The sequence below is a fragment of the Rhizobium sp. M1 genome (assembly GCF_002531805.1).
Lineage (GTDB): Bacteria > Pseudomonadota > Alphaproteobacteria > Rhizobiales > Rhizobiaceae > Rhizobium > Rhizobium etli_C.
In genome coordinates this window covers 226,205-248,935 of record NZ_NWSW01000001.1, presented here as the reverse complement: position 1 = coordinate 248,935, position 22,731 = coordinate 226,205, and the positions used below count along the sequence as shown (strand labels likewise).

Annotated in this window: 21 protein-coding genes; 7 read left to right on the top strand and 14 right to left on the bottom strand. The window is 61.7% G+C overall.

Annotation, left to right across the window (positions count from 1 at the left end; translation table 11 throughout):
- Window positions 1–18: 18 nt before the first annotated feature.
- Complete coding sequence (locus tag CO655_RS01240) at window positions 19–1,200, bottom strand: acetyl-CoA C-acetyltransferase (RefSeq protein ID WP_097605864.1); 1,182 nt, start codon at window positions 1,198–1,200, stop codon at window positions 19–21.
- A gap of 238 nt (window positions 1,201–1,438) precedes the next feature.
- Between CO655_RS01240 and phaR the strand changes: the two genes are divergently transcribed.
- Window positions 1,439–2,014: a polyhydroxyalkanoate synthesis repressor PhaR gene (gene phaR, locus CO655_RS01235; protein ID WP_097583212.1), complete on the top strand. Its 576-nt coding sequence runs from the start codon at window positions 1,439–1,441 to the stop codon at window positions 2,012–2,014.
- Here the strand turns inward: phaR and CO655_RS01230 are convergent.
- The 5 genes from CO655_RS01230 to mtgA all read right to left on the bottom strand — a co-directional run bounded on the left by CO655_RS01230 (window position 2,009) and on the right by mtgA (window position 5,123).
- On the bottom strand, window positions 2,009–2,416 hold the full coding sequence (locus tag CO655_RS01230; protein ID WP_097605865.1) for a hypothetical protein: 408 nt from the start codon (window positions 2,414–2,416) through the stop codon (window positions 2,009–2,011). The genes phaR and CO655_RS01230 overlap by 6 nt on opposite strands.
- A gap of 147 nt (window positions 2,417–2,563) precedes the next feature.
- Window positions 2,564–2,749 (bottom strand): 50S ribosomal protein L32, encoded by a 186-nt coding sequence (rpmF, locus tag CO655_RS01225; protein ID WP_003543812.1) that lies wholly within the window; start codon window positions 2,747–2,749, stop codon window positions 2,564–2,566.
- 155 nt (window positions 2,750–2,904) lie between these two features.
- A complete protein-coding gene (locus CO655_RS01220) occupies window positions 2,905–3,552 on the bottom strand; it encodes a glutathione S-transferase family protein (RefSeq protein WP_097605866.1) in 648 nt (215 codons plus the stop codon).
- Window positions 3,553–3,566: 14 nt separating this feature from the next.
- Window positions 3,567–4,289, bottom strand: a complete 723-nt coding sequence (locus tag CO655_RS01215; RefSeq protein ID WP_097663532.1) for a DUF1868 domain-containing protein — start codon at window positions 4,287–4,289, stop codon at window positions 3,567–3,569.
- Window positions 4,290–4,385: 96 nt separating this feature from the next.
- Window positions 4,386–5,123 carry a monofunctional biosynthetic peptidoglycan transglycosylase gene (gene mtgA, locus CO655_RS01210; RefSeq protein WP_010029764.1) on the bottom strand — a complete coding sequence of 246 codons (738 nt, stop codon included), beginning with the start codon at window positions 5,121–5,123 and terminating at the stop codon, window positions 4,386–4,388.
- A gap of 137 nt (window positions 5,124–5,260) precedes the next feature.
- Between mtgA and CO655_RS01205 the strand changes: the two genes are divergently transcribed.
- On the top strand, window positions 5,261–6,175 hold the full coding sequence (locus CO655_RS01205; RefSeq protein ID WP_097663642.1) for a polyprenyl synthetase family protein: 915 nt from the start codon (window positions 5,261–5,263) through the stop codon (window positions 6,173–6,175).
- 8 nt (window positions 6,176–6,183) lie between these two features.
- Here CO655_RS01205 and hisC read toward each other — a convergent pair whose 3' ends face one another.
- The 4 genes from hisC to CO655_RS01185 form a co-directional block, all read right to left on the bottom strand.
- Window positions 6,184–7,245: a histidinol-phosphate transaminase gene (hisC, locus tag CO655_RS01200; RefSeq protein ID WP_097663531.1), complete on the bottom strand. Its 1,062-nt coding sequence runs from the start codon at window positions 7,243–7,245 to the stop codon at window positions 6,184–6,186.
- Window positions 7,246–7,261: 16 nt separating this feature from the next.
- Window positions 7,262–8,512: a flavodoxin-dependent (E)-4-hydroxy-3-methylbut-2-enyl-diphosphate synthase gene (gene ispG, locus CO655_RS01195; RefSeq protein ID WP_097663530.1), complete on the bottom strand. Its 1,251-nt coding sequence runs from the start codon at window positions 8,510–8,512 to the stop codon at window positions 7,262–7,264.
- Between the two features lie 196 nt (window positions 8,513–8,708).
- The gene (locus CO655_RS01190; protein WP_097605870.1) at window positions 8,709–9,902 is read right to left on the bottom strand and encodes an MFS transporter; all 1,194 of its coding nucleotides are present in this window, start codon (window positions 9,900–9,902) and stop codon (window positions 8,709–8,711) included.
- 64 nt (window positions 9,903–9,966) lie between these two features.
- On the bottom strand, window positions 9,967–10,743 hold the full coding sequence (locus CO655_RS01185; protein WP_097663529.1) for a DeoR/GlpR family DNA-binding transcription regulator: 777 nt from the start codon (window positions 10,741–10,743) through the stop codon (window positions 9,967–9,969).
- 279 nt (window positions 10,744–11,022) lie between these two features.
- Between CO655_RS01185 and CO655_RS01180 the strand changes: the two genes are divergently transcribed.
- From CO655_RS01180 to CO655_RS01170, 3 genes are all read left to right on the top strand, one after another.
- Window positions 11,023–11,796, top strand: coding sequence for an amino acid ABC transporter substrate-binding protein (locus tag CO655_RS01180; protein ID WP_038691934.1), 774 nt, complete (start codon window positions 11,023–11,025; stop codon window positions 11,794–11,796).
- 210 nt (window positions 11,797–12,006) lie between these two features.
- Window positions 12,007–12,687 (top strand): amino acid ABC transporter permease, encoded by a 681-nt coding sequence (locus tag CO655_RS01175; protein ID WP_097663528.1) that lies wholly within the window; start codon window positions 12,007–12,009, stop codon window positions 12,685–12,687.
- Window positions 12,684–13,445 (top strand): amino acid ABC transporter ATP-binding protein, encoded by a 762-nt coding sequence (locus CO655_RS01170; RefSeq protein WP_097663527.1) that lies wholly within the window; start codon window positions 12,684–12,686, stop codon window positions 13,443–13,445. Before CO655_RS01175 ends, CO655_RS01170 begins: the two co-directional genes overlap by 4 nt.
- A 41-nt stretch (window positions 13,446–13,486) precedes the next feature.
- Here CO655_RS01170 and CO655_RS01165 read toward each other — a convergent pair whose 3' ends face one another.
- The 3 genes from CO655_RS01165 to CO655_RS01155 form a co-directional block, all read right to left on the bottom strand.
- On the bottom strand, window positions 13,487–14,059 hold the full coding sequence (locus CO655_RS01165; RefSeq protein WP_097663526.1) for an NAD(P)H-dependent oxidoreductase: 573 nt from the start codon (window positions 14,057–14,059) through the stop codon (window positions 13,487–13,489).
- A gap of 173 nt (window positions 14,060–14,232) precedes the next feature.
- A complete protein-coding gene (gene pyc / locus CO655_RS01160) occupies window positions 14,233–17,697 on the bottom strand; it encodes a pyruvate carboxylase (protein WP_097663525.1) in 3,465 nt (1,154 codons plus the stop codon).
- A 173-nt stretch (window positions 17,698–17,870) separates the two neighbouring features.
- Window positions 17,871–18,620, bottom strand: coding sequence for a LuxR family transcriptional regulator (locus tag CO655_RS01155; RefSeq protein WP_097663524.1), 750 nt, complete (start codon window positions 18,618–18,620; stop codon window positions 17,871–17,873).
- A gap of 388 nt (window positions 18,621–19,008) precedes the next feature.
- On the opposite strand from CO655_RS01155, the gene CO655_RS01150 reads away from it, so the two are divergent.
- Complete coding sequence (locus CO655_RS01150; RefSeq protein ID WP_064683884.1) at window positions 19,009–20,772, top strand: glucan ABC transporter ATP-binding protein/ permease; 1,764 nt, start codon at window positions 19,009–19,011, stop codon at window positions 20,770–20,772.
- Between the two features lie 217 nt (window positions 20,773–20,989).
- On the top strand, window positions 20,990–21,343 hold the full coding sequence (locus tag CO655_RS01145) for a VOC family protein (protein WP_097663523.1): 354 nt from the start codon (window positions 20,990–20,992) through the stop codon (window positions 21,341–21,343).
- 50 nt (window positions 21,344–21,393) lie between these two features.
- Here the strand turns inward: CO655_RS01145 and opgC are convergent, their stop codons facing one another.
- Complete coding sequence (opgC, locus tag CO655_RS01140) at window positions 21,394–22,632, bottom strand: OpgC domain-containing protein (protein ID WP_097663522.1); 1,239 nt, start codon at window positions 22,630–22,632, stop codon at window positions 21,394–21,396.
- Window positions 22,633–22,731 lie beyond the last annotated feature (99 nt).

Genomic DNA, 22,731 nt, shown 5'->3' with positions numbered 1-22,731 from the left:
GGATCGTATCGTATGCTATTAAAATGCCTCGAAGCACATGGCGACGCCCATGCCGCCGCCGATGCAAAGCGTGGCCAGGCCCTTCTTCGCGCCGCGGCGCTTCATTTCAAACAACAGCGTGTTGAGAACGCGCGCGCCGGACGCGCCGATCGGATGGCCGATCGCAATCGCCCCGCCATTGACGTTGACGATGGCCGGATCCCATCCGAGATCCTTGGTGACGGCGCAGGCTTGCGCCGCAAAAGCCTCGTTGGCTTCGACGAGATCGAGATCGCCGACCGACCAGCCGGCCTTTTCCAGCGCCTTGCGGGACGCCGGGATCGGGCCCGTGCCCATGATTGACGGATCGACGCCCGCCGTTGCCCAGGAAACGATGCGGGCGAGCGGCTGGATGCCGCGGCGGACCGCTTCGGCTTCGCTCATCAGCACCGCGGCGGCGGCGCCGTCGTTGAGGCCGGAGGCATTTGCAGCCGTCACCGTGCCGTCCTTGTCGAAGGCCGGACGCAGCTTGCCCATCGCCTCCAGCGTGGCGCCGTGGCGGATATATTCGTCGGCATCGACGGTCACGTCGCCCTTACGCGTCTGGATGACATAGGGGATGATCTCATCGGTAAAGCGGCCGGCTTTCTGGGCGGCCTCCGCCTTGTTCTGCGAAGCGACGGCGAACTGATCCTGCTCGTCGCGCGAAAGCTGCCATTGACGGGCAATATTCTCGGCGGTGATGCCCATGTGATAACCATGGAAGGCATCGGTCAGGCCGTCCTTGATCATCGTGTCGACCATCTTCGCGTCGCCCATCTTGACGCCGCCGCGCAAGTGCACGGCATGCGGCGCCATCGACATGGATTCCTGACCGCCGGCAACGATAATCCTGGCATCGCCGGTGGCAATCTGCTGCATGCCGAGCGCGACGGCGCGCAGGCCGGAGCCGCAGAGTTGGTTGACGCCCCAGGCCGTCGCTTCCTTGGGAATACCGGCCTTGATCGCCGCCTGGCGGGCCGGGTTCTGGCCCTCGCCGGCGGCCAGCACCTGGCCGAGGATCACCTCGTCGACTTCGCCGGCGTCGACGCCGGCGCGCGCGAGCGCACCCTTGATGACCGCCGCACCGAGTTCATGGGCGGGGACCGTTGCGAAAGCGCCGTTGAACGAACCGACTGCGGTTCGACCTGCGCTGGCGATGACGACGGATGAATTGCTCATGGGGAGGCTCCTCGTTTTTCGTCCCACTTACATAAGGGGAAACTGGCAAAGCTTTGAGCACAAGTCAAACGCGAAGACCGGCCGGCGGCATTTTTCGGCGGCGGCCCGTAAAGCCAATTCGTATGATCTGTTAAAGGTTTGCCGCATCGCACAAAGAGATTGTCACCGGCCTTCTTTTGCGTTTACAGTCTGAAGTGGAGGAACATCCATAAATCAGACGGGGGTTCAGGAGACTGATATGGCGAAGAATGAGGGTCAGATAGTCATCAAGAAATACGCCAATCGCCGCCTGTACAATACAGGCACCAGCACCTATGTGACGCTGGAAGATTTGGCGGAGATGGTGAAGAGGGGCGAGGATTTTACCGTCCAGGATGCCAAAAGCGGAGATGACATCACCCATTCGGTGCTGACCCAGATCATCTTCGAACAGGAATCGAAGACCGGCAACACACTGCTCCCGATCTCGTTCCTGCGCCAGCTCATCACCTATTACGGCGACCAGATGCAGATGGTCGTGCCGAGCTTTCTCGAACATTCGATGCGCGCCTTCAGCGAACAGCAGGCCCAGATGCGCGAGCAGGTGAACCGCGCCTTTGGCGAAACGCCGCTCGGCAAGAACCTGCAATTGCCGATGCAGATGGTCGAGGACCAGGTTCGCCGGAATACGGAGCTGTTTCAGCAGGCGATGCAGATGTTCTCGCCTTTCATGAACCCGCCGGCGGCCAAGGAAAGCCGCAAGGCCGAGGCCAAGGATATCGACGAGCTGAAGGAACAGCTCCGCGCCCTTCAGAACAAGCTCGATAACCTATAAGCCGATCGAGACATCCCGCCCGGCGCTTCGGATCGAAACGGCAAAACCGCCGATCACATCGATCAGAGCGATCGTCATCAGAATGAAGAATACCTGCGTCGCAGCGTCCTGGACGAGCAGAAACTCGACCAGGAAGGCGATGAACACCAGCATCGACAAGATGTGGTTGATGAGGTTGCCGGGGCCGGTTCTGGTTGCCTTCAGGATTTCGAAGAAGAGCACGACGAGCGCTATGACGATGAAGAGATCGCCGAGCGCCATGCTCCAGATCGCGCCCGAGAGCATCGACAGCACAATGATGTCGTGCTGCAGCGCCGCAATGCCGCCGCCGCCCATCAGGCCGAGCATCGCCAGATTGTAGAGAATAAACGGGATAATCATCAGCGGCATGGCGGCTATCATCGGCAATCTCTCCTTGGCGACCGGAAGAATACTGCCGTAAACCGTTGCCCCACCGCAAGTCATTGCAAATATTATATCGCCGAAATGCAAAAAGCCGGCGTGACGCCGGCCTCTGAAACTTTCGATCGGACAAGCCGGATCGGAAAATTATGCGCTTTCCTTCGGCGTCAGAACCTGGCGGCCACGATACATGCCGGTCTTCAGGTCGATGTGATGCGGGCGGCGCAGTTCGCCGGAATTCTTGTCTTCGACGTAGGTCGGAGCCTTCAGCGCATCAGCCGAACGGCGCATGCCGCGCTTGGACGGGCTCGTTTTTCTCTTCGGTACAGCCATTTCTCTTACTCCACTTGCGGGCAAAACATTCCCACGGCCAGACTGGCGGCCGAAACGGACATGTCGCGATTTCGGAAATTTTGCGCGCTTATACATGCAAGGGGCGGCCTTGACCAGTCCCCATGAATATTTTTTGCGAGGCGACGATTCCTGCCTCAGACTTCGTCTTCCGCCACGATCCAACGTTCGGCGCGGGCCGCCTCTTCCCATTTGCGCCAGGCCGGATGCGCCTTCATCGTCGTCATATAGGCGAGCGTGTCGTCCCGATCGACGAGGTCATAAATGTCGAACCGGTTGACGACAGGCGCAAACATCGCATCCGCACCGCTGAAGGCACCGAAGAGAAACGGTCCGCCGGATTTCTGCAGAAGGTCGCGCCAGATCGTCTCGATACGGCTGATATCGGCGGCGACACCATCCGGCAAGACGATCCTGGCCTTCGGCCGGCGGATATTCATCGGGCAGGCGCCGCGCAGGGCCCGGAAGCTCGACAGCATTTCCATCGAAACCGAACGGGCGAGCGCCCGCGCAGCGCGATCCCTCGGCAGAAGGCCGGCTTCGGGATAAAGCTCGGCGGCATATTCGATGATCGCCAGCGATTCCCAGATCTTCAATGCGCCGTGCTGCAGGACCGGCACATTGCCGCTTGGCGAGATGGCCTTGATGTCGGGATTGCCGCCGGGATAGTCGAAGGGGATCAGGACTTCCTCGAAATCAATACCGGCACCGGTCAGCGCCATCCATGGCCGGAACGACCAGGAGGAATAATTCTTGTTGGCGATGTAGAGCGTCGGTCTGTCCATGGGGCCTCTCCCGTTCAGGCGTCGAATTCGAAGATCAGTAGTTCGTGGAAATGGTTCATGTCCTCGAACACGCAGAATGCCGGCGGCGTCATCTCGAAAACAGCAGCCTTGCGGCGGATATCCTCGGCCACGTCGTCAAGCATTGCCTGCCAACGCGGCAAGGCTTCGTCCTCCAGCCGTTCGATCGGATAGGCGAAGGTGATATGGAACTTGTAGTCCATATGGTTCGGTTGGCGATAGCCGAGAAGATCAGCAAATGCGTCGCGCCAGGCGCGCATGATCTTGCGGTCCTTCTCGGTTGCCCCATCGACGAGCAGTCCCGACGGTCGGGCTTCGACGACGGCGATCTTGAAGGGCTCGGCCATTGAAAAACCTTCGAGCCGTGCCGCCAGCAGCTCGGTCATGTCGTCGATCGGCGTATCGAGAGGGAGATCACGCGGCCAGTAATCCTGCCGGCGTCTGGTCTCGATGATACCTTCGAAAAGCGTCATGTGAAGGCTGGAGATCGGCGTGAAGAGGAACTGTTCGGCCTCGGGCATTGCCAGATATTTCTCGCGCGCTTCGATCAGCACCGTCTGCGTCCGCGACGCCTTCTCGACATGACAGACGATGGTACTGCCGGCCTCGGGCAGAAAGCCGCCGACCCTGCGGTAGCGGCTGCCGAGATGGGCGGGCGGGGTCGGATTGTGGGACTTCGAGTAGGCGAGAAGCTCGGGCGAAAAGGTCGTGGTGGTCATGGGCGACTCGAGGGGTTCTGGTTTCAATGCACCGCCCATATGGCAGAACCAAGAATGTCAGATGACGCTTGGTCCTTCTAACGATCAGTTCTGATCTCAATCATAGATGCATTTGACGTAATCGCCGGAACCCTGCGCACGCCTCTCGATGACGCCGGCCAGCCGACGAAGGCCGCGTCCGGGTTTGCCGGCATTGCGGTCGATCGGGTTCGGCAGCGAGACGGCAAGCAGTGATGCCTGCCGCCGCGTCAGCTTCGAGGCCGGCACCTTGAAATGATGCTGGGCTGCCGCCTCGACGCCGTAGATACCGGGACCCCATTCGGCGATGTTGAGATAGATTTCCATCAGCCGCCGTTTCGACAGCACGAAATCCGTGGAGACGGCCAGCGGAAGCTCCATCGCTTTGCGCACGAAGGAGCGGCTGTTCCAGAGAAAGAGATTCTTGGCCGTCTGCATCGGGATGGTGCTGCCGCCGCGCGTTGCCTGACCCTTCAGCGTATCCACGACCAGCATGCGCATCTCGGCCCAGTCGACGCCGCCATGGAAACAATATTGCCCGTCCTCGGACATCATCACCGACTGCACCAGGACCGGAGAGATCTCGTCCAGCGACACCCATCTGCGGTCATAACCGCGCAACAGCACGAGATCGCGCAGCATCAGCGTCGAGACCGGGTGGATGAAGGGCAGCAGATACAAAAAGATCAGCACGTAGGGAAGGACGACCAGCGCCAGCACGGCAAGAACGATGCGCTTCAGCACAGGCCGATTCTCGAACCATCGCCGACGGGCCGGCATGTCGGCGATATCCTCTGTCTCCGGCGCTATATCCAAAATGTCCCCAGTCCACTTCGCTCCCCTGTCGTTCTCATAACGCCTGTGAGGCGCTTATGCCAGAGCACATGGGAAATCTTGCGGTGGCCATCGACAATTCCGTTGCAAGCCCCCTTGCCCCATGCCAAACAGCGCCGATGGACGCGAACCGGGACACTTTCGAGACGAGGCTGAAGAACAACGCCCGCGAGATCGAGGCGCTGCTCGTCGCATTGCTGTCGCCGAACGCCCTCTCCGACGAAATCGCCAGGCCCGAGACCCTGCGCAGCGCCATGCACTATGCCGTGTTGAACGGCGGCAAGCGGCTGCGTCCCTTCCTGGTCGTCGAAAGTGCCGCTCTTCTCGGCGGTGATGCGCAGGCCGCCCTTCGTATCGGCGCCGCGCTCGAATGCGTGCACTGTTATTCCCTCGTGCATGACGATCTGCCGGCCATGGACGACGACGACATGCGCCGCGGCAAACCGACGGTGCACATCAAGTTCGATGAAGCCACCGCGATCCTCGCCGGCGACAGCTTGCTGACCTACGCCTTCGATATTGTCGCAGCACCGGAAACGGCGCTTCCCGATGCCAGCAAGGCATCGCTGGTGCTGGCTCTTGCGCGCGCCGCCGGTCTCGGCGGCATGGCCGGCGGCCAGGCGCTCGATCTGGCGGCGGAAAGACAGGCTCCAGACGAGGCCGGCATTGTCCGCCTGCAGGCGATGAAAACGGGCGCGCTGATCCGCTTCGGCTGCGAGGCCGGCGCCATCATCGCGGGAAGCCCGCAGGACGATCGCCGCCGCCTGCGCGCCTTCGGCGAAAAGATCGGCCTTGCCTTCCAGCTCGCCGACGACATTCTCGACCTGACCTCGGATGCCGCGACCATGGGCAAGGCGACCGGCAAGGATGCGGCCCGAGGCAAGGGAACGCTCGTGGCGCTGCATGGCGTGGAATGGGCCGAGACCGAGCTCCGCCGGCATGTCGCCGACGCCGAGGCGCTGCTGGCTCCCTACGGCGCCCGTGCATCGACCCTCATCGCCGCGGCGCAGTTCATCGCCGACCGGAAGAACTAACTGACTGATCAGGCCGACAATATTTCCTTGAGAGCGGACACCAGACGGGCGCATTCCTGATCCGTGCCGATGCTGATGCGCAGGAATTCCGAAATGCGCGGCTTGGCGAAATGCCGCACGAGAACGCCACGTTCCCGCAGCGCTGCTTGAAGCGCGGCACCCGATCGACTTTCGTGCCTTGCGAAGACGAAATTCGCCTGAGACGGCAGCACTTGGAAATCCAGCGCTTCGAGTTCCCGGACGAGAGCGTCCCGGCTGGCGATGAGCTTCTTCCGGCACGTCTCGAACCACGCCTCGTCCTTGATCGCCGCCGTCGCGGCGACCTGCGCCAGGCGATCGAGCGGATAGGAGTTGAAGCTGTCCTTGACGCGCACCAGCGCCTCGATCAGCTCCCGCTGCCCCAGCGCAAAACCGACGCGCAGACCCGCAAGCGAGCGGGATTTCGACAAGGTCTGAATGACAAGCAGATTGGGATATTTGGAAATGAGCGGGACAGCGCTTTCACCCCCGAAATCGACATAGGCCTCGTCGATCGCCACGACCGCATCCGGATGGGCGGCGACAAGCGCCTCTATGTCGGCAAGCGGCAGGCCGATGCCGGTCGGCGCATTCGGATTGGGGATGAGGATCGCGCCGCACGGCCTGTCGTAATCCGCCGGCCGGATCCGGAACCTGTCGTCGACAGGCACCTCGATCGTTTCGACGTCGTATAGCAGGCTATAGGCTGGATAGAACGGATAGCTGACATCCGGATAGAGAAGCGGCAGCTCGTGTTTCAGCAGCGCCTGAAACGTATGAGCGAGCACCTCGTCGGAGCCGTTGCCGACGAACACTTCATCTGCTGCCAGACCGAAACGGGCGGCGATCGCTTCGCGCAATTCCGTTGCAGCCGGATCGGGATAGAGCCGCAGACGATCGTCCGCCGCCTGCCCGATCGCCTCGAGCGCCCTGGGAGACGGCCCGTAGGGATTCTCGTTGGTGTTAAGCTTGATCAGGCCGGGAATGCGAGGCTGCTCCCCCGCGACATAGGGCCGAAGCTTGCTGACAATGGGAGACCAGTACCGGCTCATCCAAACACGCCGGTCTTCATTCCGCCGCTGTCCGCTGGCCGAAGCGCTTCTCGATATAATCGACGACAAGTGCTTCGAAATCAGCGGCGATATTGGGGCCGCGCAGCGTCAGCGCCTTCTTGCCGTCGATGAAAACGGGCGCGGCCGGCGTCTCGCCGGTGCCGGGAAGGGAAATGCCGATATCGGCGTGTTTGCTTTCGCCCGGTCCGTTGACGATGCAGCCCATGACGGCGACATTCAGCGCCTCGACGCCGGGATATTTCTCGCGCCAGACCGGCATGTTCTTGCGGATATCGTTCTGGATGTTCTGGGCCAGTTCCTGGAACACCGTTGACGTCGTGCGTCCGCAGCCCGGACAGGCGGCAACGACAGGCACGAACTGGCGGAAGCCCATGACCTGCAGGATTTCCTGCGCCACCTGGACTTCACGCGTACGGTCGCCGTTCGGCTCCGGCGTCAGTGACACGCGGATCGTATCGCCGATGCCATGCTGCAGCACGAAGCCCATCGCCGCCGACGAGGCGACGATGCCCTTGCTGCCCATGCCGGCTTCGGTCAGGCCGAGATGCAGCGCATGGTTGGAGCGCTCGGCGAGCATGGAATTGACGGCGATCAGATCCTGCACCTGGCTGACCTTGGCCGAGAGGATGATGCGGTTGCGCGGCAGGCCGATTTCCTCGGCAAGAGCCGCCGAAAGCAGCGCCGACTGCACGATCGCCTCGCGCGTCACCTGCCGGGCCGAAAGCGGTGAACCGGCTTCAGCATTCTGGTCCATCAGCGCCGTCAGCAGATCCTGATCGAGCGAGCCCCAGTTGACGCCGATGCGCACCGGCTTGTCGTAGCGGATCGCCATCTCGATGATCTCGGCGAACTGCTTGTCCTTCTTGTCCTTGAAACCGACATTGCCGGGATTGATGCGGTATTTTGCCAGGGCCTCGGCGCAGGCCGGGTGATCGGCGAGCAGCTTGTGACCGATATAATGGAAGTCGCCGATCAGCGGCACGTCCATGCCGAGCCGCAGCAGCCGCTCGCGGATCTTCGGCACGGCAGCCGCACTCTCGTCGCGGTCGACGGTGATGCGGACCAGCTCCGAGCCTGCCCGGTGGAGCGCCGCGACCTGGGCGACGGTCGAGTCGATATCGGCCGTATCGGTGTTCGTCATGGATTGCACGACGATCGGTGCGCCGCCGCCGACGATGACGCCGCCGACATCGACGGCAACGGAAGTGCGGCGCGGTTTCGGATCAAAATCGGCGGCTGACAACATTGAAAGCTCTTGCACCCCTAAGCATGTCGCGCAGTGCGCAGCGGTTTTGCGATAACGACATGCGTAAAACAAAGATCTAAAGCGCGGCAAGCGAATCTGAAAAGATTGCGCCGCGCTTTAGAAATGGTGCCTTTCAGGTGGATCATGACCGCTTTCTTGTCAACCGCCCCCTATATCACTTTTGTTTGGAGGCGGCTCAATGGCCGCCCCCGGAAACTCCGTCGGCATAATGGGCCAGCTTCGAAAACGCGAGAACGAACAGCAGCAGCACCGGCAGCGCCATAAAGACCACGGCAAATCCGATATGTTCAGCAACGAAACCGATCAGCGACGGCGCGACGAGCATGCCGGAATAGCCCATCGTCGTGACGACGGAGATGCCGATGCCGGGTTTGAGGCCGGGAATATTGCCTGCCGCCGAGAAAGCGATCGGCACCATGTTGGAAATGCCGATGCCGCAAAGGGCAAAACCCAGGATGGCGATCTCGGCGTCCGGCGCAAGGCCAGCAAGCAACATGCCGACGATGGCAAAGAGTGTGCAGATGCGTAGCGTCTTGACGCCTCCGAGGCGATCGCGCACCAGATCGCCGGCAAAGCGCATGGTCGCCATGGTCGCCGAAAAGGCTGCGAAACCGAGACCCGAAAGGGCGACCGACGCATTCATTTCCTGCCGGAGGTAAAGCGCGCCCCAATCCAGAACCGCGCCTTCCGGCACCATGGAGAACAGCGCCATCAAGCCGAGCAGCCACGGCAGCGGTACCATCGGCAGTCTCGTCTTCTCCTTCTTGGCATCGGGATGGGGGGGATCCGCAAGGATCATCGGCCAGGCGACGGCAACGAAGATCGCCGCCAGTACGGTCGCCAGCTGCGCATGGCCGAGAATGCCGAGCTTGGCGATGACAATGCCGCCGAGACCGGAGCCGATCAACCCGCCGAGGCTCCAGAAGGCGTGGCAGGACGACATGATGGCGCGGCGCATGGATTTTTCGACAGAGACCGCGTTGGCATTCATCGCCACGTCCATGGCGCCAATGAAGCCGCCGAACAGGAAGAGCGAGATAGCCGCGGTGATCACGTTCGGGGCGAGCGTCAAAGCCAGGAGCAGCGGCAGCACGCAAACGGCGGTTGCCCGAACGACGACACGCGAGCCATGTTTGGCGATCTGCGCGCCGGCGATCGGCATCATGACCAGCGAGCCGACACCGAAGACGATGATCATAAGCCCGAGCTCGAACTTGCTGAGCCCAAGACGCTCGGCAAAATCCGGGATCTTCGGTGCCCAGCAGCCGACGACGAAGCCGTTCATGAGAAAGAGCAGGGAAACCGCCGCCCTGTTTCTGGTAATGAAGCCGCTCCTGGCTCCCCGCGGTGCACTCACATGACTGTCCATTTCTCGGTCTTTCCTCGTTGCCGGGTTTGCGCGCCCGGTTTCCCTAAACTCTATGACAGCGGTCTCAGTTCGTTTGCTCGGCGATGACGGTCCTGCAGCCGCGCGCGCGGTAGCCGGCAAGGACGGCCGGGTCGGCATCGTGCTCGACAACCAGGCATTCGCAATGCGCCATCGGCAGGATGCTGTGGGGGGCGGCGGTGCCAAATTTTTCCGAGGTCACGGCCACCAGAACTTTTCTGCTTTTCGACGTGGCAAACCGTTTGAACTCCGCATCCTCGAAGCCGAACGCGGTGATGCCGGCCTCGAGATCGACGCCGCAGGCGCCGAGAATACAGAGATCCGGCGATATCTGTTCCATATCCCGCAGCGCCTTGGCGCCGAGCGCCCCGCCGGTCTGCCGATCCACCATGCCGCCGATCAGGATGACGTTGACGGCGGGCTTGTCGATCAGCACCGCGGCAATCGCCGGCGCATTGGTCGCAGCCGTCAGTTCGAGTTCGGCCGGCAAGGCATTGGCAATCGCCAGATTGGTGCTGCCGGCATCGAAGAACACCGTCAAACCGGCGGCGATCTGCTTTGCCGCGGCCCGCGCCAGTGCCTGCTTCCGGTCGGCGGCAAGGCCGATGCGCTGGGTCAGGCTTCCATAGGCCGGCGCGACCGGCAAGGCGCCGCCATAGACCCGCTCGCAGAGCCCCGCCGCTGCCATCTCGCGAAGGTCGCGCCGCACCGTATCTTCGGAGACGCCGAATTCGAGCGCAAGTTCCGCCGCCAGCACGCGGCCGTTCAGCCGCAGCCTCTCGGAAATCACACCTTGGCGCTCTCGCAACAGAAAATCCTGCATGTTTCTACCAGATCGAAAATTGAATGATGTGAAACGTGCATAAACGCTTACGACCGTGCATGCAACATGCACGGTCACACGTTTTCTGACCTATTGAAATAAAGCCCCACCAACGAAGGGCAGAATGGCCCGGTTCCCGGCAATTCGAGGCCCGGTCGGCCGCTTGAGAAAAATATTTGCACTTGCTGCTTTTATTCGCAGTTTTCTTCGCTTCCGACGCCCTAGTTTTCTGCGAACTATGCCGCATCCGATCACAACCTCCCAAGGATGGATAGAACAATGAACTGGTTGAAAACCGTCGCCGCCGCTGCCCTCATTCAGGCTGCTGCCCTCCTGCCCGCCCATGCCGGCGAAAACCTTGCCGCCATCAAATCGGCGGGCGTCTTCAAGATCGGCACCGAGGGCACCTATGCGCCCTTCACCTATCATGACGAAAGCGGCAAGCTCGTCGGCTTCGACGTCGAGATCGGCGAAGCGATCGCCGCAAAGCTCGGCGTCAAGGCCGAATTCGTCGAAGGCAAGTGGGATGGCCTGATCGCCGGCCTCGACGCCAAGCGCTACGACACCGTCATCAACCAGGTCGGCATCACCGAAGCCCGCAAGCAGAAGTATGATTTCTCCGAACCCTATATCGCTTCCAAGGCGGTGCTGATCGTCCGCGACGGCGACGACAGCATCAAGACCTTCGCCGATCTGAAGGGCAAGAAATCCGCCCAGTCGCTGACCAGCAATTTCGGCAAGCTCGCGACCGAAGCCGGCGCAGAACTCGTCGGCACCGACGGTTTCGACCAGTCGATCCAGCTCGTGCTGACCAAGCGCGCCGATGCGACGATCAACGACAGCCTCTCCTTCCTCGATTTCAAGAAGCACAAGCCGGACGCGCCGGTGAAGATTGCCGCAGAGCAGGAAAATGCCGATTACTCCGGCATCATCATCCGCAAGGGCGAGCCGGAACTGCTCGCCGAAATCAACAAGGCGCTCGCCGACATCAAGGCGGACGGTACGTACAAGAAGATCGCCGACAAATATTTCGGCCAGGACGTATCGAAGTAAGCTCGAGGGAAAAAGTCCCCTCCCAACCCCTCCCCATATGGGGAGGGGCTAACTCGCAGCATCCGCTTGCAGAAAACAGCAGCCTTCCTGCGGATGAAATGATGAAGTGGAAAGCGTCGGGAGCGGCATCCAAGCCCCTCCCCCTTGTGGGGCGGGGTTGGGGAGGGGTATTCGAGATATCACCACCCAACCGACGAGAGAGAACCTTCCTTGCAGCACTGGCTCCAACTGATGGCGGAATCGCTCCCCTCGCTCCTCTGGGCGGGGCTGATCTTCACCATCCCCCTCACGCTGCTGTCCTTCAGCTTCGGCCTGATCCTCGGCCTGATCACCGCGATCGCCCGTCTCTTCGGTCCCGCACCGGTCGCGATCGTCGCCCGTTTCTATGTCTGGGTCATCCGCGGCACACCGCTGCTCGTGCAGCTCTTTGTGATCTTCTACGGCCTGCCGAGCATCGGCATCCTGCTCGATGCCTTTCCCGCCGCCCTCATCGGCTTTACGTTGAATATCGGCGCCTACAGCTCCGAGATCATCCGCGCCGTCATCTCCTCCGTGCCCAAGGGCCAGTGGGAAGCGGCCTATTCGATCGGCATGAGCTGGCGTCAGGCCATGGGCCGCACCATCCTGCCGCAGGCCGGCCGCGTCGCCGTACCGCCGTTGTCGAATACGTTCATCTCGCTGGTGAAGGACACGTCGCTTGCCGCCGCCATCACCGTGCCGGAGCTCTTCCAGGCCGCGCAGCGCATCGTCGCCACCACCTATGAGCCGCTGATCCTCTATATCGAGGCGGCGCTGATCTATCTTGTCCTGAGCTCCATCCTCTCGCAGCTGCAGGTGCGGCTGGAACGCCGCTTCGCGCGATATGGCGGCATGCTGGAGGCGAATGCATGATCGAGCTTTCCAACATCGAAAAGCGCTTCGGCGACGCCATCATCCTGAAGGATATCAGCATTCGCATCCCCGAGGGCAGCGTTACCGCGCTGGTCGGACCCTCAGGCGGCGGCAAAAGCACGCTGCTGCGCTGTATCAACCTGCTCGAAATCCCGACATCAGGTGCAATCCGCCTCGGCGAGGCAGAGCTTTCCTTCGCGCCCGGCAAACGCGTCGGCTGGCAGGCGGTTCAGAAAATCCGCCGTCAGACCGGCATGGTCTTCCAGAACTTCCAGCTCTTCCCGCATCAAACCGCGATCGAAAATGTCATGGAAGGGCTGGTCACGGTGCTGAAATGGCCGAAGGAGAAAGCCCGCGAACGCGCCACGGAACTCTTGACCAAGGTCGGCATGGCGCACAAGGCCGATGCCTGGCCCTCGACATTATCGGGTGGCCAGCAGCAGCGCGTGGCGATCGCCCGGGCGCTGGCGCCGTCGCCGCGCGTGCTTCTGTGCGACGAGCCGACCTCGGCGCTCGATCCGGAACTCTCGGCGGAAGTGGTCGATGTGCTGGGCCAGCTGGCCCGGGAAGGCACGACCATGGTGATGGCGACCCATGATCTGCGCCTCGCCTCCAAGATCGCCAATGACGTCGTCTTCCTGGAAGCCGGCAGCGTGGTGGAAACGGGCAGCGCCAGAGCGATCTTCACCGCGCCGCAGCGCGAACGCACCAAGCGGTTCATCTCGACGATCAACGCGGCGCATACCTACGATATTTAAAACGGTGCCGGGCTGTCGCCCCGGCACCGCCGGCATTCCGATCAAGCGGCCGTGACGACGGCGCGCGCGGCCTTCAAGGCGTTGCCCCACCAGGTCAGCTGGTCGAGCATGTTCTTGGCGGCTTCGTTGAGATGCGCGTAGTCCCCAAGCTGCTTGCCCTCCTTGAGAACGGCAAGATATTCGCTGAAGGCAATGTGAACGCCTGTCTTGACCGAAGCTGCGCTCATTTCGACGAAGATCAGGCGAAGCTGCTCGACGGCCCGCGCCCCGCCAACGCCGCCATAGCCGACGAAGCCGACCGGCTTCTGGATGAACTCGCCGAGATCGATGGCATTTTTCAAAACCGCCGTCGGCCCATGATTGTACTCGGCGACGGTGAAAATGAAGCCGTCGAATTCGCGTAGCTTCTTCTTCCAGCGCTCGGCGGCGTCGCTTTCCGCCGTCGTTGCGCGCTCTTCGCCGAAGAAATGCATGGGATAGTCGAGAAGATCGAGAACCTCGACTTCGAGATCGGAGCGCTGGCCGACGAGCCCGGCGATCCACTTGGCCGGATGTTCGGCGAAACGGCCAATACGCGTGCTGCCGACGATGACGGCAATCTTCAACTTGCTCATGGAGACGATTTCCTGGTTGGTCTTGGGGCGGATATACGACCTCAAGTCTATGAGAAAGCCTCCTCGCCGGGCAAGGCGAGGAGGCCGTAAACGCTTCGAAAAATCAGCTTTCCGACAGCCCGGTCACACACAATCGGGTGATTGGCCGAAGCGGCCGGCCACCTGAACAAGCCTCAACCGGCATAGACGACAAGCAGGTCCTTGGCATCGATTTGGTCGCCGGCCTTGACGAGGATTTCGGCAATGGTTCCATCCTTTTCCGCATGGATCGCCGTTTCCATCTTCATCGCCTCGATGGAGACGAGCACGTCACCGGCGCTGACAGCCTGGCCGGACGAGGCGAAGACGCGGCTGATGACGCCGGGCATCGGCGCACCGACATGAGCGGCATTGCCGGGTTCGGCCTTGCGGCGCACGGCCGCACCCGTTGCCCCATGGGCCCGATCCGGCACCTTGATGCGGCGCGGCTGGCCGTTGAGCTCGAAGAAGACGGTGACCATGCCCTGGCTGTCGGTGGCGCTCATCGCCTGATTGACGATGACGAGCGTCTTGCCCTTTTCGATATCGGCAAACAGCTCGTCGCCATCGGCCAGCCCGTAGAAATAGGCCGGCGTGGGCAGCACCGAGACCGGGCCATAGGTATCGGAGGCGAGCGCAAAGTCGGTGAAGACCTTCGGATACATCAGGTAGGAGGCGAACTCGAAATCGCTGACCTGGCGCTCCAGCTTGGTCTCGATGACCTTGCGCTCGGCATCGAGATCGGCTTCCTTCAGCAGCGAGCCGGGACGTACCGTATAGGGCTTTTCGCCCTTCAGCGCCTTCTTCTGCAGCGCTGCCGGCCATCCCGACGGCGGCTGGCCGAGATCGCCCTTCAGCATCGAGACCACCGATTCCGGGAAGGAGACTTCGCGCTCGGGGCTGACGACGTCGGCGACCGTCAGGTCCTGGCTGACCATCATCAGCGCCATGTCGCCGACCACCTTGGAGGAGGGCGTCACCTTGACGATATCGCCGAACATCTGGTTGGCGTCGGCATAGGCCTGCGCCACCTGGTGCCAGCGTGTCTCCAGCCCCAGCGAGCGGGCCTGTTCCTTGAGGTTGGTGAACTGGCCGCCCGGCATTTCGTGCAGATAGACTTCCGAGGCCGGGCCTTTGAGGTCGCTTTCGAAGGCGGCATATTGGTTGCGCACCGCTTCCCAATAGAAGGAGATGCGGCGGATCCATTCCGGATCGAGGCCGGGATCGCGCTCCGAGCCGGAAAGCGCCTCGACGATCGAGCCGAGACAGGGCTGCGAGGTATTGCCGGACAGCGCATCCATCGCCGCATCGACGGCATCGACGCCGGCTTCGACGGCGGCAAGAACGGTCGCGGCCGCAATGCCCGACGTGTCGTGCGTGTGGAAGTGGATCGGCAGGCCGGTCGCCTCGCGCAGCGCCTTAAACAGCACCTTCGCCGCCGCCGGCTTCAAGAGACCCGCCATATCCTTCAGCGCGATGATATGGGCGCCGGCCTTCTCCAGTTCGACGGCAAGATCGGTATAGTATTTCAGGTCGTATTTCGGGCGGGCGGAATTCAGGATATCGCCGGTATAGCAGATCGCCGCCTCGCAGAGTTTGTTCTCCTCGGCGATCGCATCCATCGATACCCGCATGTTCTCGACCCAGTTCAGGCAGTCGAAGACGCGGAAGAGATCGATGCCGCCCCGGGCCGCCTGGCGGACGAAATATTTGACGACATTGTCGGGATAGTTGGTGTAGCCAACGCCATTGGCGCCGCGCAGCAGCATCTGCAAGAGCAGGTTCGGCGCGCCCTCGCGGATCAGCGCCAGCCGCTCCCACGGATCTTCGGTGAGGAAGCGCATCGAGACGTCGAAGGTCGCGCCGCCCCAGCATTCGAGCGACAAGAGGTTCGGCAGCGCATGCGCATAGGTGCCGGCGATCCGGGCGATGTCATAGGTGCGCATGCGGGTGGCGAGCAGCGATTGATGGCCGTCGCGCATCGTCGTATCGGTCAGAAGCACGCGCTTCTCACCCCGCATCCATTCGCCGAACTTTTTCGGCCCGAGCGTGTCGAGCAGCTGCTTGGTGCCGTCCTTGACGCCATTGCCGTTGGCGTAGGGCACCACCGGCTTGGCGGCATTCTCGATGGGCTTCGGCCGGTCCTTGGCCTCGGGATGACCGTTGACGGTGACGTCGGCGAGATAGGTCAGGAGCTTCGTCGCGCGGTCCTGGCGCTTGACCTGCTGGAAGAGCTCCGGCGTCGTGTCGATGAAGCGGGTGGTATAGCTGTTGTCGCGGAACTTCTGGTGGCCGATGATCGCTTCGAGGAAGGTCAGGTTGGTGGCGACGCCGCGGATGCGGAATTCGCGTAGCGCCCGGTCCATGCGGCTGATCGCTTCGGACGGGTTCGGCGCCCAGGCCGTCACCTTGACGAGCAGCGGATCATAATAGCGGGTGATGATGGCGCCGGAATAGGAAGTGCCGCCGTCAAGGCGGATGCCGAAGCCGGAAGCCGAACGGTAGGCGGTGATGCGGCCGTAATCCGGAATGAAGTTGTGCTCCGGATCTTCTGTCGTGATGCGGCACTGCAGCGCATGGCCGTTGAGACGGATGTCGGCTTGAGCGGGAACGCCCGATTCCGGCGTGCCGATCGCGGCGCCGTCGAGGATGTGGATCTGCGCCTTGACGATATCGATGCCGGTGACGACTTCGGTCACCGTATGCTCGACCTGGATACGCGGATTGACCTCGATGAAGTAGAATTTGCCGGTATCGGCATCCATCAGATATTCGACGGTGCCGGCGCCGATGTAATTCGTCGCCGCCGCGATCTTCAGCGAATAGGCGGCGAGCTCCTGGCGCTGCGCCTCGGAAAGATAGGGTGCCGGCGCGCGCTCGACGACCTTCTGGTTGCGGCGCTGGATCGAGCAGTCGCGCTCGAAGAGATGCACGACATTGCCGTGTGTGTCGCCGAGGATCTGGCTTTCGACATGGCGGGCGCGCTCGACGAGCTTTTCCAGATAGACCTCGTCCTTGCCGAAGGCCGCCATCGCCTCGCGCTTGGCCTCGGTCACCTCGCGGGCGAGATCCTTGGGATCACGGATCGCGCGCATGCCGCGCCCGCCTCCACCCCAGGAAGCCTTCAGCATCACGGGATAACCGATCTCTTCGGCCATCTTCGCCACTTCGGCCATATCGTCCGGCAACGGTTCGGTTGCCGGCACGACGGGCACGCCGACCGAGATCGCCAGATTGCGCGCCGCCACCTTGTTGCCGAGCTGGCGCATCGTATCGCCCTTCGGGCCGATGAAAATGATACCGGCCTTGTTGCAGGCATCGACGAACTCAGGGCTTTCCGACAAGAGGCCGTAACCGGGGTGAATGGCATCGGCGCCCGAAAGCTTGGCGACCCGGATCACCTCGTCGATCGACAGATAGCTTTCGATCGGCCCGAGATCGCGGGCAAGATGCGGACCGCGTCCGACCTGATAGCTCTCATCCGCCTTGAAGCGATGCAGCGCCAGCTTGTCCTCTTCCGCCCAGATCGCCACCGTTTTTATTCCAAGCTCGTTGGCCGCGCGGAACACGCGAATGGCTATTTCAGAGCGATTGGCAACGAGTATCTTGGAAATGGGCAAAACGGTCTCCTCCGTCGTTCAGACGCGGGCATGCTGCACCCGCGAAGAAAATTCTTAACTTCTTGTCACAGGAAGTTCAATTTCTCTTGCGACTGCGAAACGCACTTTCTCGCCATACGAGACATGTCGACTGGCAGTATGCAGCGATTTTGGCGAAATGGATAAGGAAAAGCTCAGCTTATCAGGCCATGGCGGAAGGCAAGCGCCACCGCCTGTTGCCTGTTCTTCGCCTTCAGCTTGTTCTGCAGCCCGTTCATATACCAATCGACGGTGTGGTTCGAGATCTTCAGCATCTTGCTGATCTCCATCGACGTCATGCCGTCGGCGAGATAGTGCAGGATTTCCATCTCGCGCCGCGTCAGCGGCGTCTCAGACGGCAGCAGCGTCTCCAGCGCCTCGGCCTCGCCTGTCAGCTCGAGCAAACGCCAGAAGGTCTTGCGTGCCACGGCCTCGAGCAAGGCGATCTCCACCGGCGACAAGTCGATCGGTCTGCCGCCGAGACTGAGGCTGCCCAGAATGCCGTTGCGCCCGTGGATCGGAAAGAGATAGCCGTCCTCCAATCCGTGGCCGAAGGCATCGACCATCATCTGCTCCATGCGGCGCCGATGTGCATCGCCGTTGAACGCCGCCATACTCTCCCGCCAGCGGAACGGCCGTTGTGCGTGGGTGAGATAGCGCACCATCGGATCGATCCGGACATATTTTTTCGCGGCATATATCTGCAGCCATTGTTCCGGCCAGCGGCCGGCGAGCGGCGCGGCCCGCAGTTCCTGCTGCGCCGGACCTTGCTGCAAATGGCGCAGCAGACCGTAATACTCGAAGCCGGAAAGGTGGAGGACCTGCTCGAGCTCGGCGACGACGGCATCCGGATTGGAGCATTCTTCCAAAATGACAAGCAATTGAATTAACGAATTAATTTTCACAAAAAACGCCCTTTGTCCGGACCCCAAGTCCGCATCGAGGCCGTTGGCGGCATTCTCACCTTGGTCGCGGAACGGTCTTCTTCAAAAAATGCAGTCTCTATTTAATGCTGTGCTAAACATTTATTAAAATGCAAGCGCAAATTGTTGCGGCATATAAGGTGCCCGCAATTCCCGCGCTAGACCCCGATGGCGAAAAATGTGAGTTCTCGTCACCCGATCCACTGCTCTATGTTGTTGATGCCGCTTCGGATTAGCCGCAAGCCGCGAAAGTCGGCTCAGGTTGATTAACCCTCGGATGAACTCTGAATACTCCGTTAATCGCCGGTTCAGGTAGCCTTTCGTAGCATCGCACCATTCCCGTTTTTCGCAGATGCACAAGAGGTTAGACGTGTCGCTATTCAAGGTCTATGCAAGAGCTCTGCGCTATCTTGGCGCCTACAAGCTCCGCGTATCCCTGGTCGTTATTGCCAATATTGTTCTGGCGACCATCACCATTGCGGAACCAATCCTGTTCGGTCGCATCATCGATGCGATCTCGGGCAAGGGTGAAGTCAAGCCCATCCTGTTCATGTGGGCGGGCTTCGCCGTGTTCAACACCATCGCCTTCGTCCTGGTGTCGCGCGAAGCCGACCGGCTTGCCCATGGGCGGCGGGCCACGTTGCTGACGGAGGCTTTCGGCCGGATCATTTCCATGCCGCTCGCCTGGCACCACCAGCGCGGCACCTCCAACGCGCTGCATACGCTGCTGCGCGCCTGCGAGACGCTGTTCGGCCTCTGGCTGGAATTCATGCGCAACCATCTGTCGACGGTCATCGCGCTTGCCCTGCTGGTGCCGACCGCAATATCGATGGACCTGCGGCTGTCGGCCGTCCTGATCGTGCTCGGCATTGCCTACTGGCTGATCGGTCGTGTGGTCATGAGCCGCACCAAGGATGGCCAGGCTTCGGTCGAGAACCACTACCATACCGTCTTCTCGCATGTCAGCGACTCGATCAGCAACGTGTCCGTTCTGCATAGCTACAACCGCATCGAAGCCGAAACCAAGGCGTTGAAATCCTTCGCCGACCGGCTGCTGGAAGCCCAGTATCCGGTGCTCGACTGGTGGGCGATCGCCAGTGCGCTGAACCGGATGGCCTCGACCATCGCGATGATGGTTGTCTTGATCATCGGCACGATGCTCGTTCAGTCCGGCCAGCTGCGCGTCGGTGACGTCATTGCCTTCATCGGCTTTGCCAACCTGCTGATTGCCCGCCTCGACCTGATGCGTCAATTCGCCACGCAGATCTTCGAGGCCCGTTCCAAGCTGCAGGACTTCTACACGCTCGAAGATTCGGTGCGTGAACGCGAAGAGCCGGCCGGCAACGGCGAGATCAAGAGCGTCAAGGGGGCAGTCGAATTCCGCGACGTCTCCTTCGGCTTCGGCAACAGCTCGCAGGGTCTGCACAATGTCTCCTTCTCGGTGAAGGCCGGCCAGACGGTTGCCATCGTCGGCCCGACCGGCGCCGGCAAGACGACGCTGGTCAACCTGCTGCAGCGCGTTTACGACCCGCAGGGTGGCCAGATCCTCGTCGACGGCACCGATATCACCAAGGTGACCCGCAAGTCGCTGCGTCGCCATATCGCCACCGTCTTCCAGGATGCCGGCCTGCTGAACCGCTCGATCAGCGACAATATCCGCCTCGGCCGCGAGGGTGCCAGCGAAGAGGAAATGCGCCGTGCGGCCGAAGCCGCCGCCGCCGCCGACTTCATCGAAACCCGCAAGGACCGTTACGATACGCATGTCGGCGAACGCGGCAACAAGCTCTCCGGCGGCGAGCGCCAGCGCATCGCAATCGCCCGCGCCATCCTCAAGGACGCGCCGATCCTGGTGCTCGACGAGGCGACCTCGGCGCTCGATGTCGAGACCGAAGCCCGCGTCAAGGCGGCGATCGACAACCTGCGTGAGAACCGCACCACCTTCATCATCGCCCACCGTCTGTCGACGGTCCGTGAAGCCGATATGGTGCTCTTCCTGGACAACGGCCGCGTCGCCGAGCAGGGCAGCTTCGACGAGCTTAGCCACAGCAACGGCCGTTTCGCCGCCCTGCTGCGCGCCAGCGGTATCCTGACGGACGACGAAGTTCGCAAAGCCCACGCCACCGAAGCCGCCTGATCGGTCGGGTTTCAAAACAAAGGCCGGAAGGGTAGCTCCTTCCGGCCTTTTTGTTTGGCGGGACCTACGACACACAACAACCGTGTACCATGAGCCACACCCCTCTGCCCTGCCGGGCAGAGGGGTGCCGCACGCCGCCATTCCAAGCCAAACTCCAATTGACCACCCTGCCGATCTTCCTACCTTCCGCCTTGTCCAAGCATCGGAAGGAAAGCCCATGAAGGTCCTGCGCATCGTCGCCAATATTGCGGCACCCGACATCACGCCGGCGCGGCGGTTCTATCAGGATATCCTCGGTCTCGACGTCATCATGGATCACGGTTGGATCACCACCTTCGGCGCCGCGAGGGCTATGAACGTTCAGATGAGCGTCGCCAGCCAAGGCGGCTCCGGCACACCGGTGCCGGATCTCTCGATCGAAGTCGACGATCTGGATGCTGCTTTCGCGGCGATGTCGGCCGCCGGTTTTCCGATCGAATACGGCCCGGTGGACGAGCCCTGGGGCGTCCGGCGCTTTTATGTCCGCGATCCCCTGGGCAGGCTGGTGAACATCCTCGTTCACAAAAACTGAGCCGGCGGGCATGGCCCGCCGGCTCAGTTATATCAAGGCAAGGCTGGCTGCTATTTCCGATTGGTGCGGCGATAGGTGTTTGCCGCTCCGCCGATCCGCACGGGCACCGGGACGGCGGCAACCTCGGTGACGAGCTTGCTCTTGACCTTGCCCTGCTGACGCTTGTGCTCGAGATAGTAGGCATAGGTGAATTGCGTCGCGATGCCGGCGATGACGAAGATCGGGCCGACCAGCGGATCCTTGTTGGTGATGTAGAGCACCACCTGGCCGACCATGGCGAGGATCGTGCCGGCGACAAAGATGTTGAGCGAATGGCGGCCGAGGATCGTCAGCGGGTGGTCTGCGGGACGCCGCAGGATGCGGGAGCATGCGGGGATGCTGATAATCAGATAGGTCAGCGCCAGCACATGCAGCAGCCGCGGCAGCGACAGGAAGGTCTTGTCGAAACCGGTGATAACAGGCGGCAGGCCGAGCGCTGCCAGCGAGTTGCCGAAAATCCAGAGATGACCTGTCACCCAGACGAAGGACAGCACGACGTAAGCGGCGGCGACCGCAAGCAATAGCGGATGCTGCGGGATCCGGCCGCCGCGCTTGATGTGCAGGATCGAGACGATACCGATCGAAAACAGGAACTGCCAGGACAGCGGATTGAGGAACCAATAGCCCTCGATCAGCATGTTGTGCGGCGCCACCTGATAAATGCCGGCGAGCAGCCAGACCGTGCCCGAGACGGCAAGCGCCAGCAGCGGGCTTCGCTCGTTCAGGAGAAGGAGGATGGGCACCATCAGCAGCAAAGCCCCGTACATGGGCAGGATATTGTTGTAGCCGATCTGGTGGCCGAGCAGGAGCAGCGCCGGAATGCCGTCCTTGAGGTTCATCAGAACCGCCAGAATATTGATTTCGACAAGCAGCCCGGGCCGGTGGAACAGCCAGGCGCCGCAGATGAACAGCGCCAGCGTCATGAAGGTCGTGATCATATGGGCGAGGTAGAGCGTGAAGGCTCGCTTTACCGCCTTGATCGCCATTCTGAGCCGGTTGCCCGGCTGAAAGCGGGAGCCGTAGGCAAGGCCGACGGCAATGCCCGATATCAGCACGAAGGCCTCGGCGGCATCGGAGAAGCCGAAATTCTTCGTCGTGGCATATTCGAAGAACTGCCCGGGAACATGATTGATGAAGATCATGATCAGGGCGAGGCCACGCAGCACGTCAAGCCGTGTATCGCGCCCTGGCGCAGCTACGGATAGGGAACTGCGCTCGGCGCCGATGGCTTCGGTCAGCGTGCTTGCCATGGGGTGTCTCCTGTTATCCGATTTGCAAACGCGACGACGGCCAAAAGGGTTCCCTTTTGGCCGTCCGCGAATCGCCGTGATGTCTGCGTGGAGAAACGC

Bases quoted from the DNA above. Each gene is read 5' to 3' on its own strand.
- CO655_RS01240 (WP_097605864.1), bottom strand. From the start codon at position 1,200: ATGAGCAATTCATCCGTCGTCATCGCCAGCGCAGGTCGAACCGCAGTC.
- phaR (WP_097583212.1), top strand. From the start codon at position 1,439: ATGGCGAAGAATGAGGGTCAGATAGTCATCAAGAAATACGCCAATCGC.
- CO655_RS01230 (WP_097605865.1), bottom strand. From the start codon at position 2,416: ATGATAGCCGCCATGCCGCTGATGATTATCCCGTTTATTCTCTACAAT.
- rpmF (WP_003543812.1), bottom strand. From the start codon at position 2,749: ATGGCTGTACCGAAGAGAAAAACGAGCCCGTCCAAGCGCGGCATGCGC.
- CO655_RS01220 (WP_097605866.1), bottom strand. From the start codon at position 3,552: ATGGACAGACCGACGCTCTACATCGCCAACAAGAATTATTCCTCCTGG.
- CO655_RS01215 (WP_097663532.1), bottom strand. From the start codon at position 4,289: ATGACCACCACGACCTTTTCGCCCGAGCTTCTCGCCTACTCGAAGTCC.
- CO655_RS01205 (WP_097663642.1), top strand. From the start codon at position 5,261: ATGGACGCGAACCGGGACACTTTCGAGACGAGGCTGAAGAACAACGCC.
- hisC (WP_097663531.1), bottom strand. From the start codon at position 7,245: ATGAGCCGGTACTGGTCTCCCATTGTCAGCAAGCTTCGGCCCTATGTC.
- ispG (WP_097663530.1), bottom strand. From the start codon at position 8,512: ATGTTGTCAGCCGCCGATTTTGATCCGAAACCGCGCCGCACTTCCGTT.
- CO655_RS01190 (WP_097605870.1), bottom strand. From the start codon at position 9,902: ATGGACAGTCATGTGAGTGCACCGCGGGGAGCCAGGAGCGGCTTCATT.
- CO655_RS01185 (WP_097663529.1), bottom strand. From the start codon at position 10,743: ATGCAGGATTTTCTGTTGCGAGAGCGCCAAGGTGTGATTTCCGAGAGG.
- CO655_RS01180 (WP_038691934.1), top strand. From the start codon at position 11,023: ATGAACTGGTTGAAAACCGTCGCCGCCGCTGCCCTCATTCAGGCTGCT.
- CO655_RS01170 (WP_097663527.1), top strand. From the start codon at position 12,684: ATGATCGAGCTTTCCAACATCGAAAAGCGCTTCGGCGACGCCATCATC.
- CO655_RS01165 (WP_097663526.1), bottom strand. From the start codon at position 14,059: ATGAGCAAGTTGAAGATTGCCGTCATCGTCGGCAGCACGCGTATTGGC.
- CO655_RS01145 (WP_097663523.1), top strand. From the start codon at position 20,990: ATGAAGGTCCTGCGCATCGTCGCCAATATTGCGGCACCCGACATCACG.
- opgC (WP_097663522.1), bottom strand. From the start codon at position 22,632: ATGGCAAGCACGCTGACCGAAGCCATCGGCGCCGAGCGCAGTTCCCTA.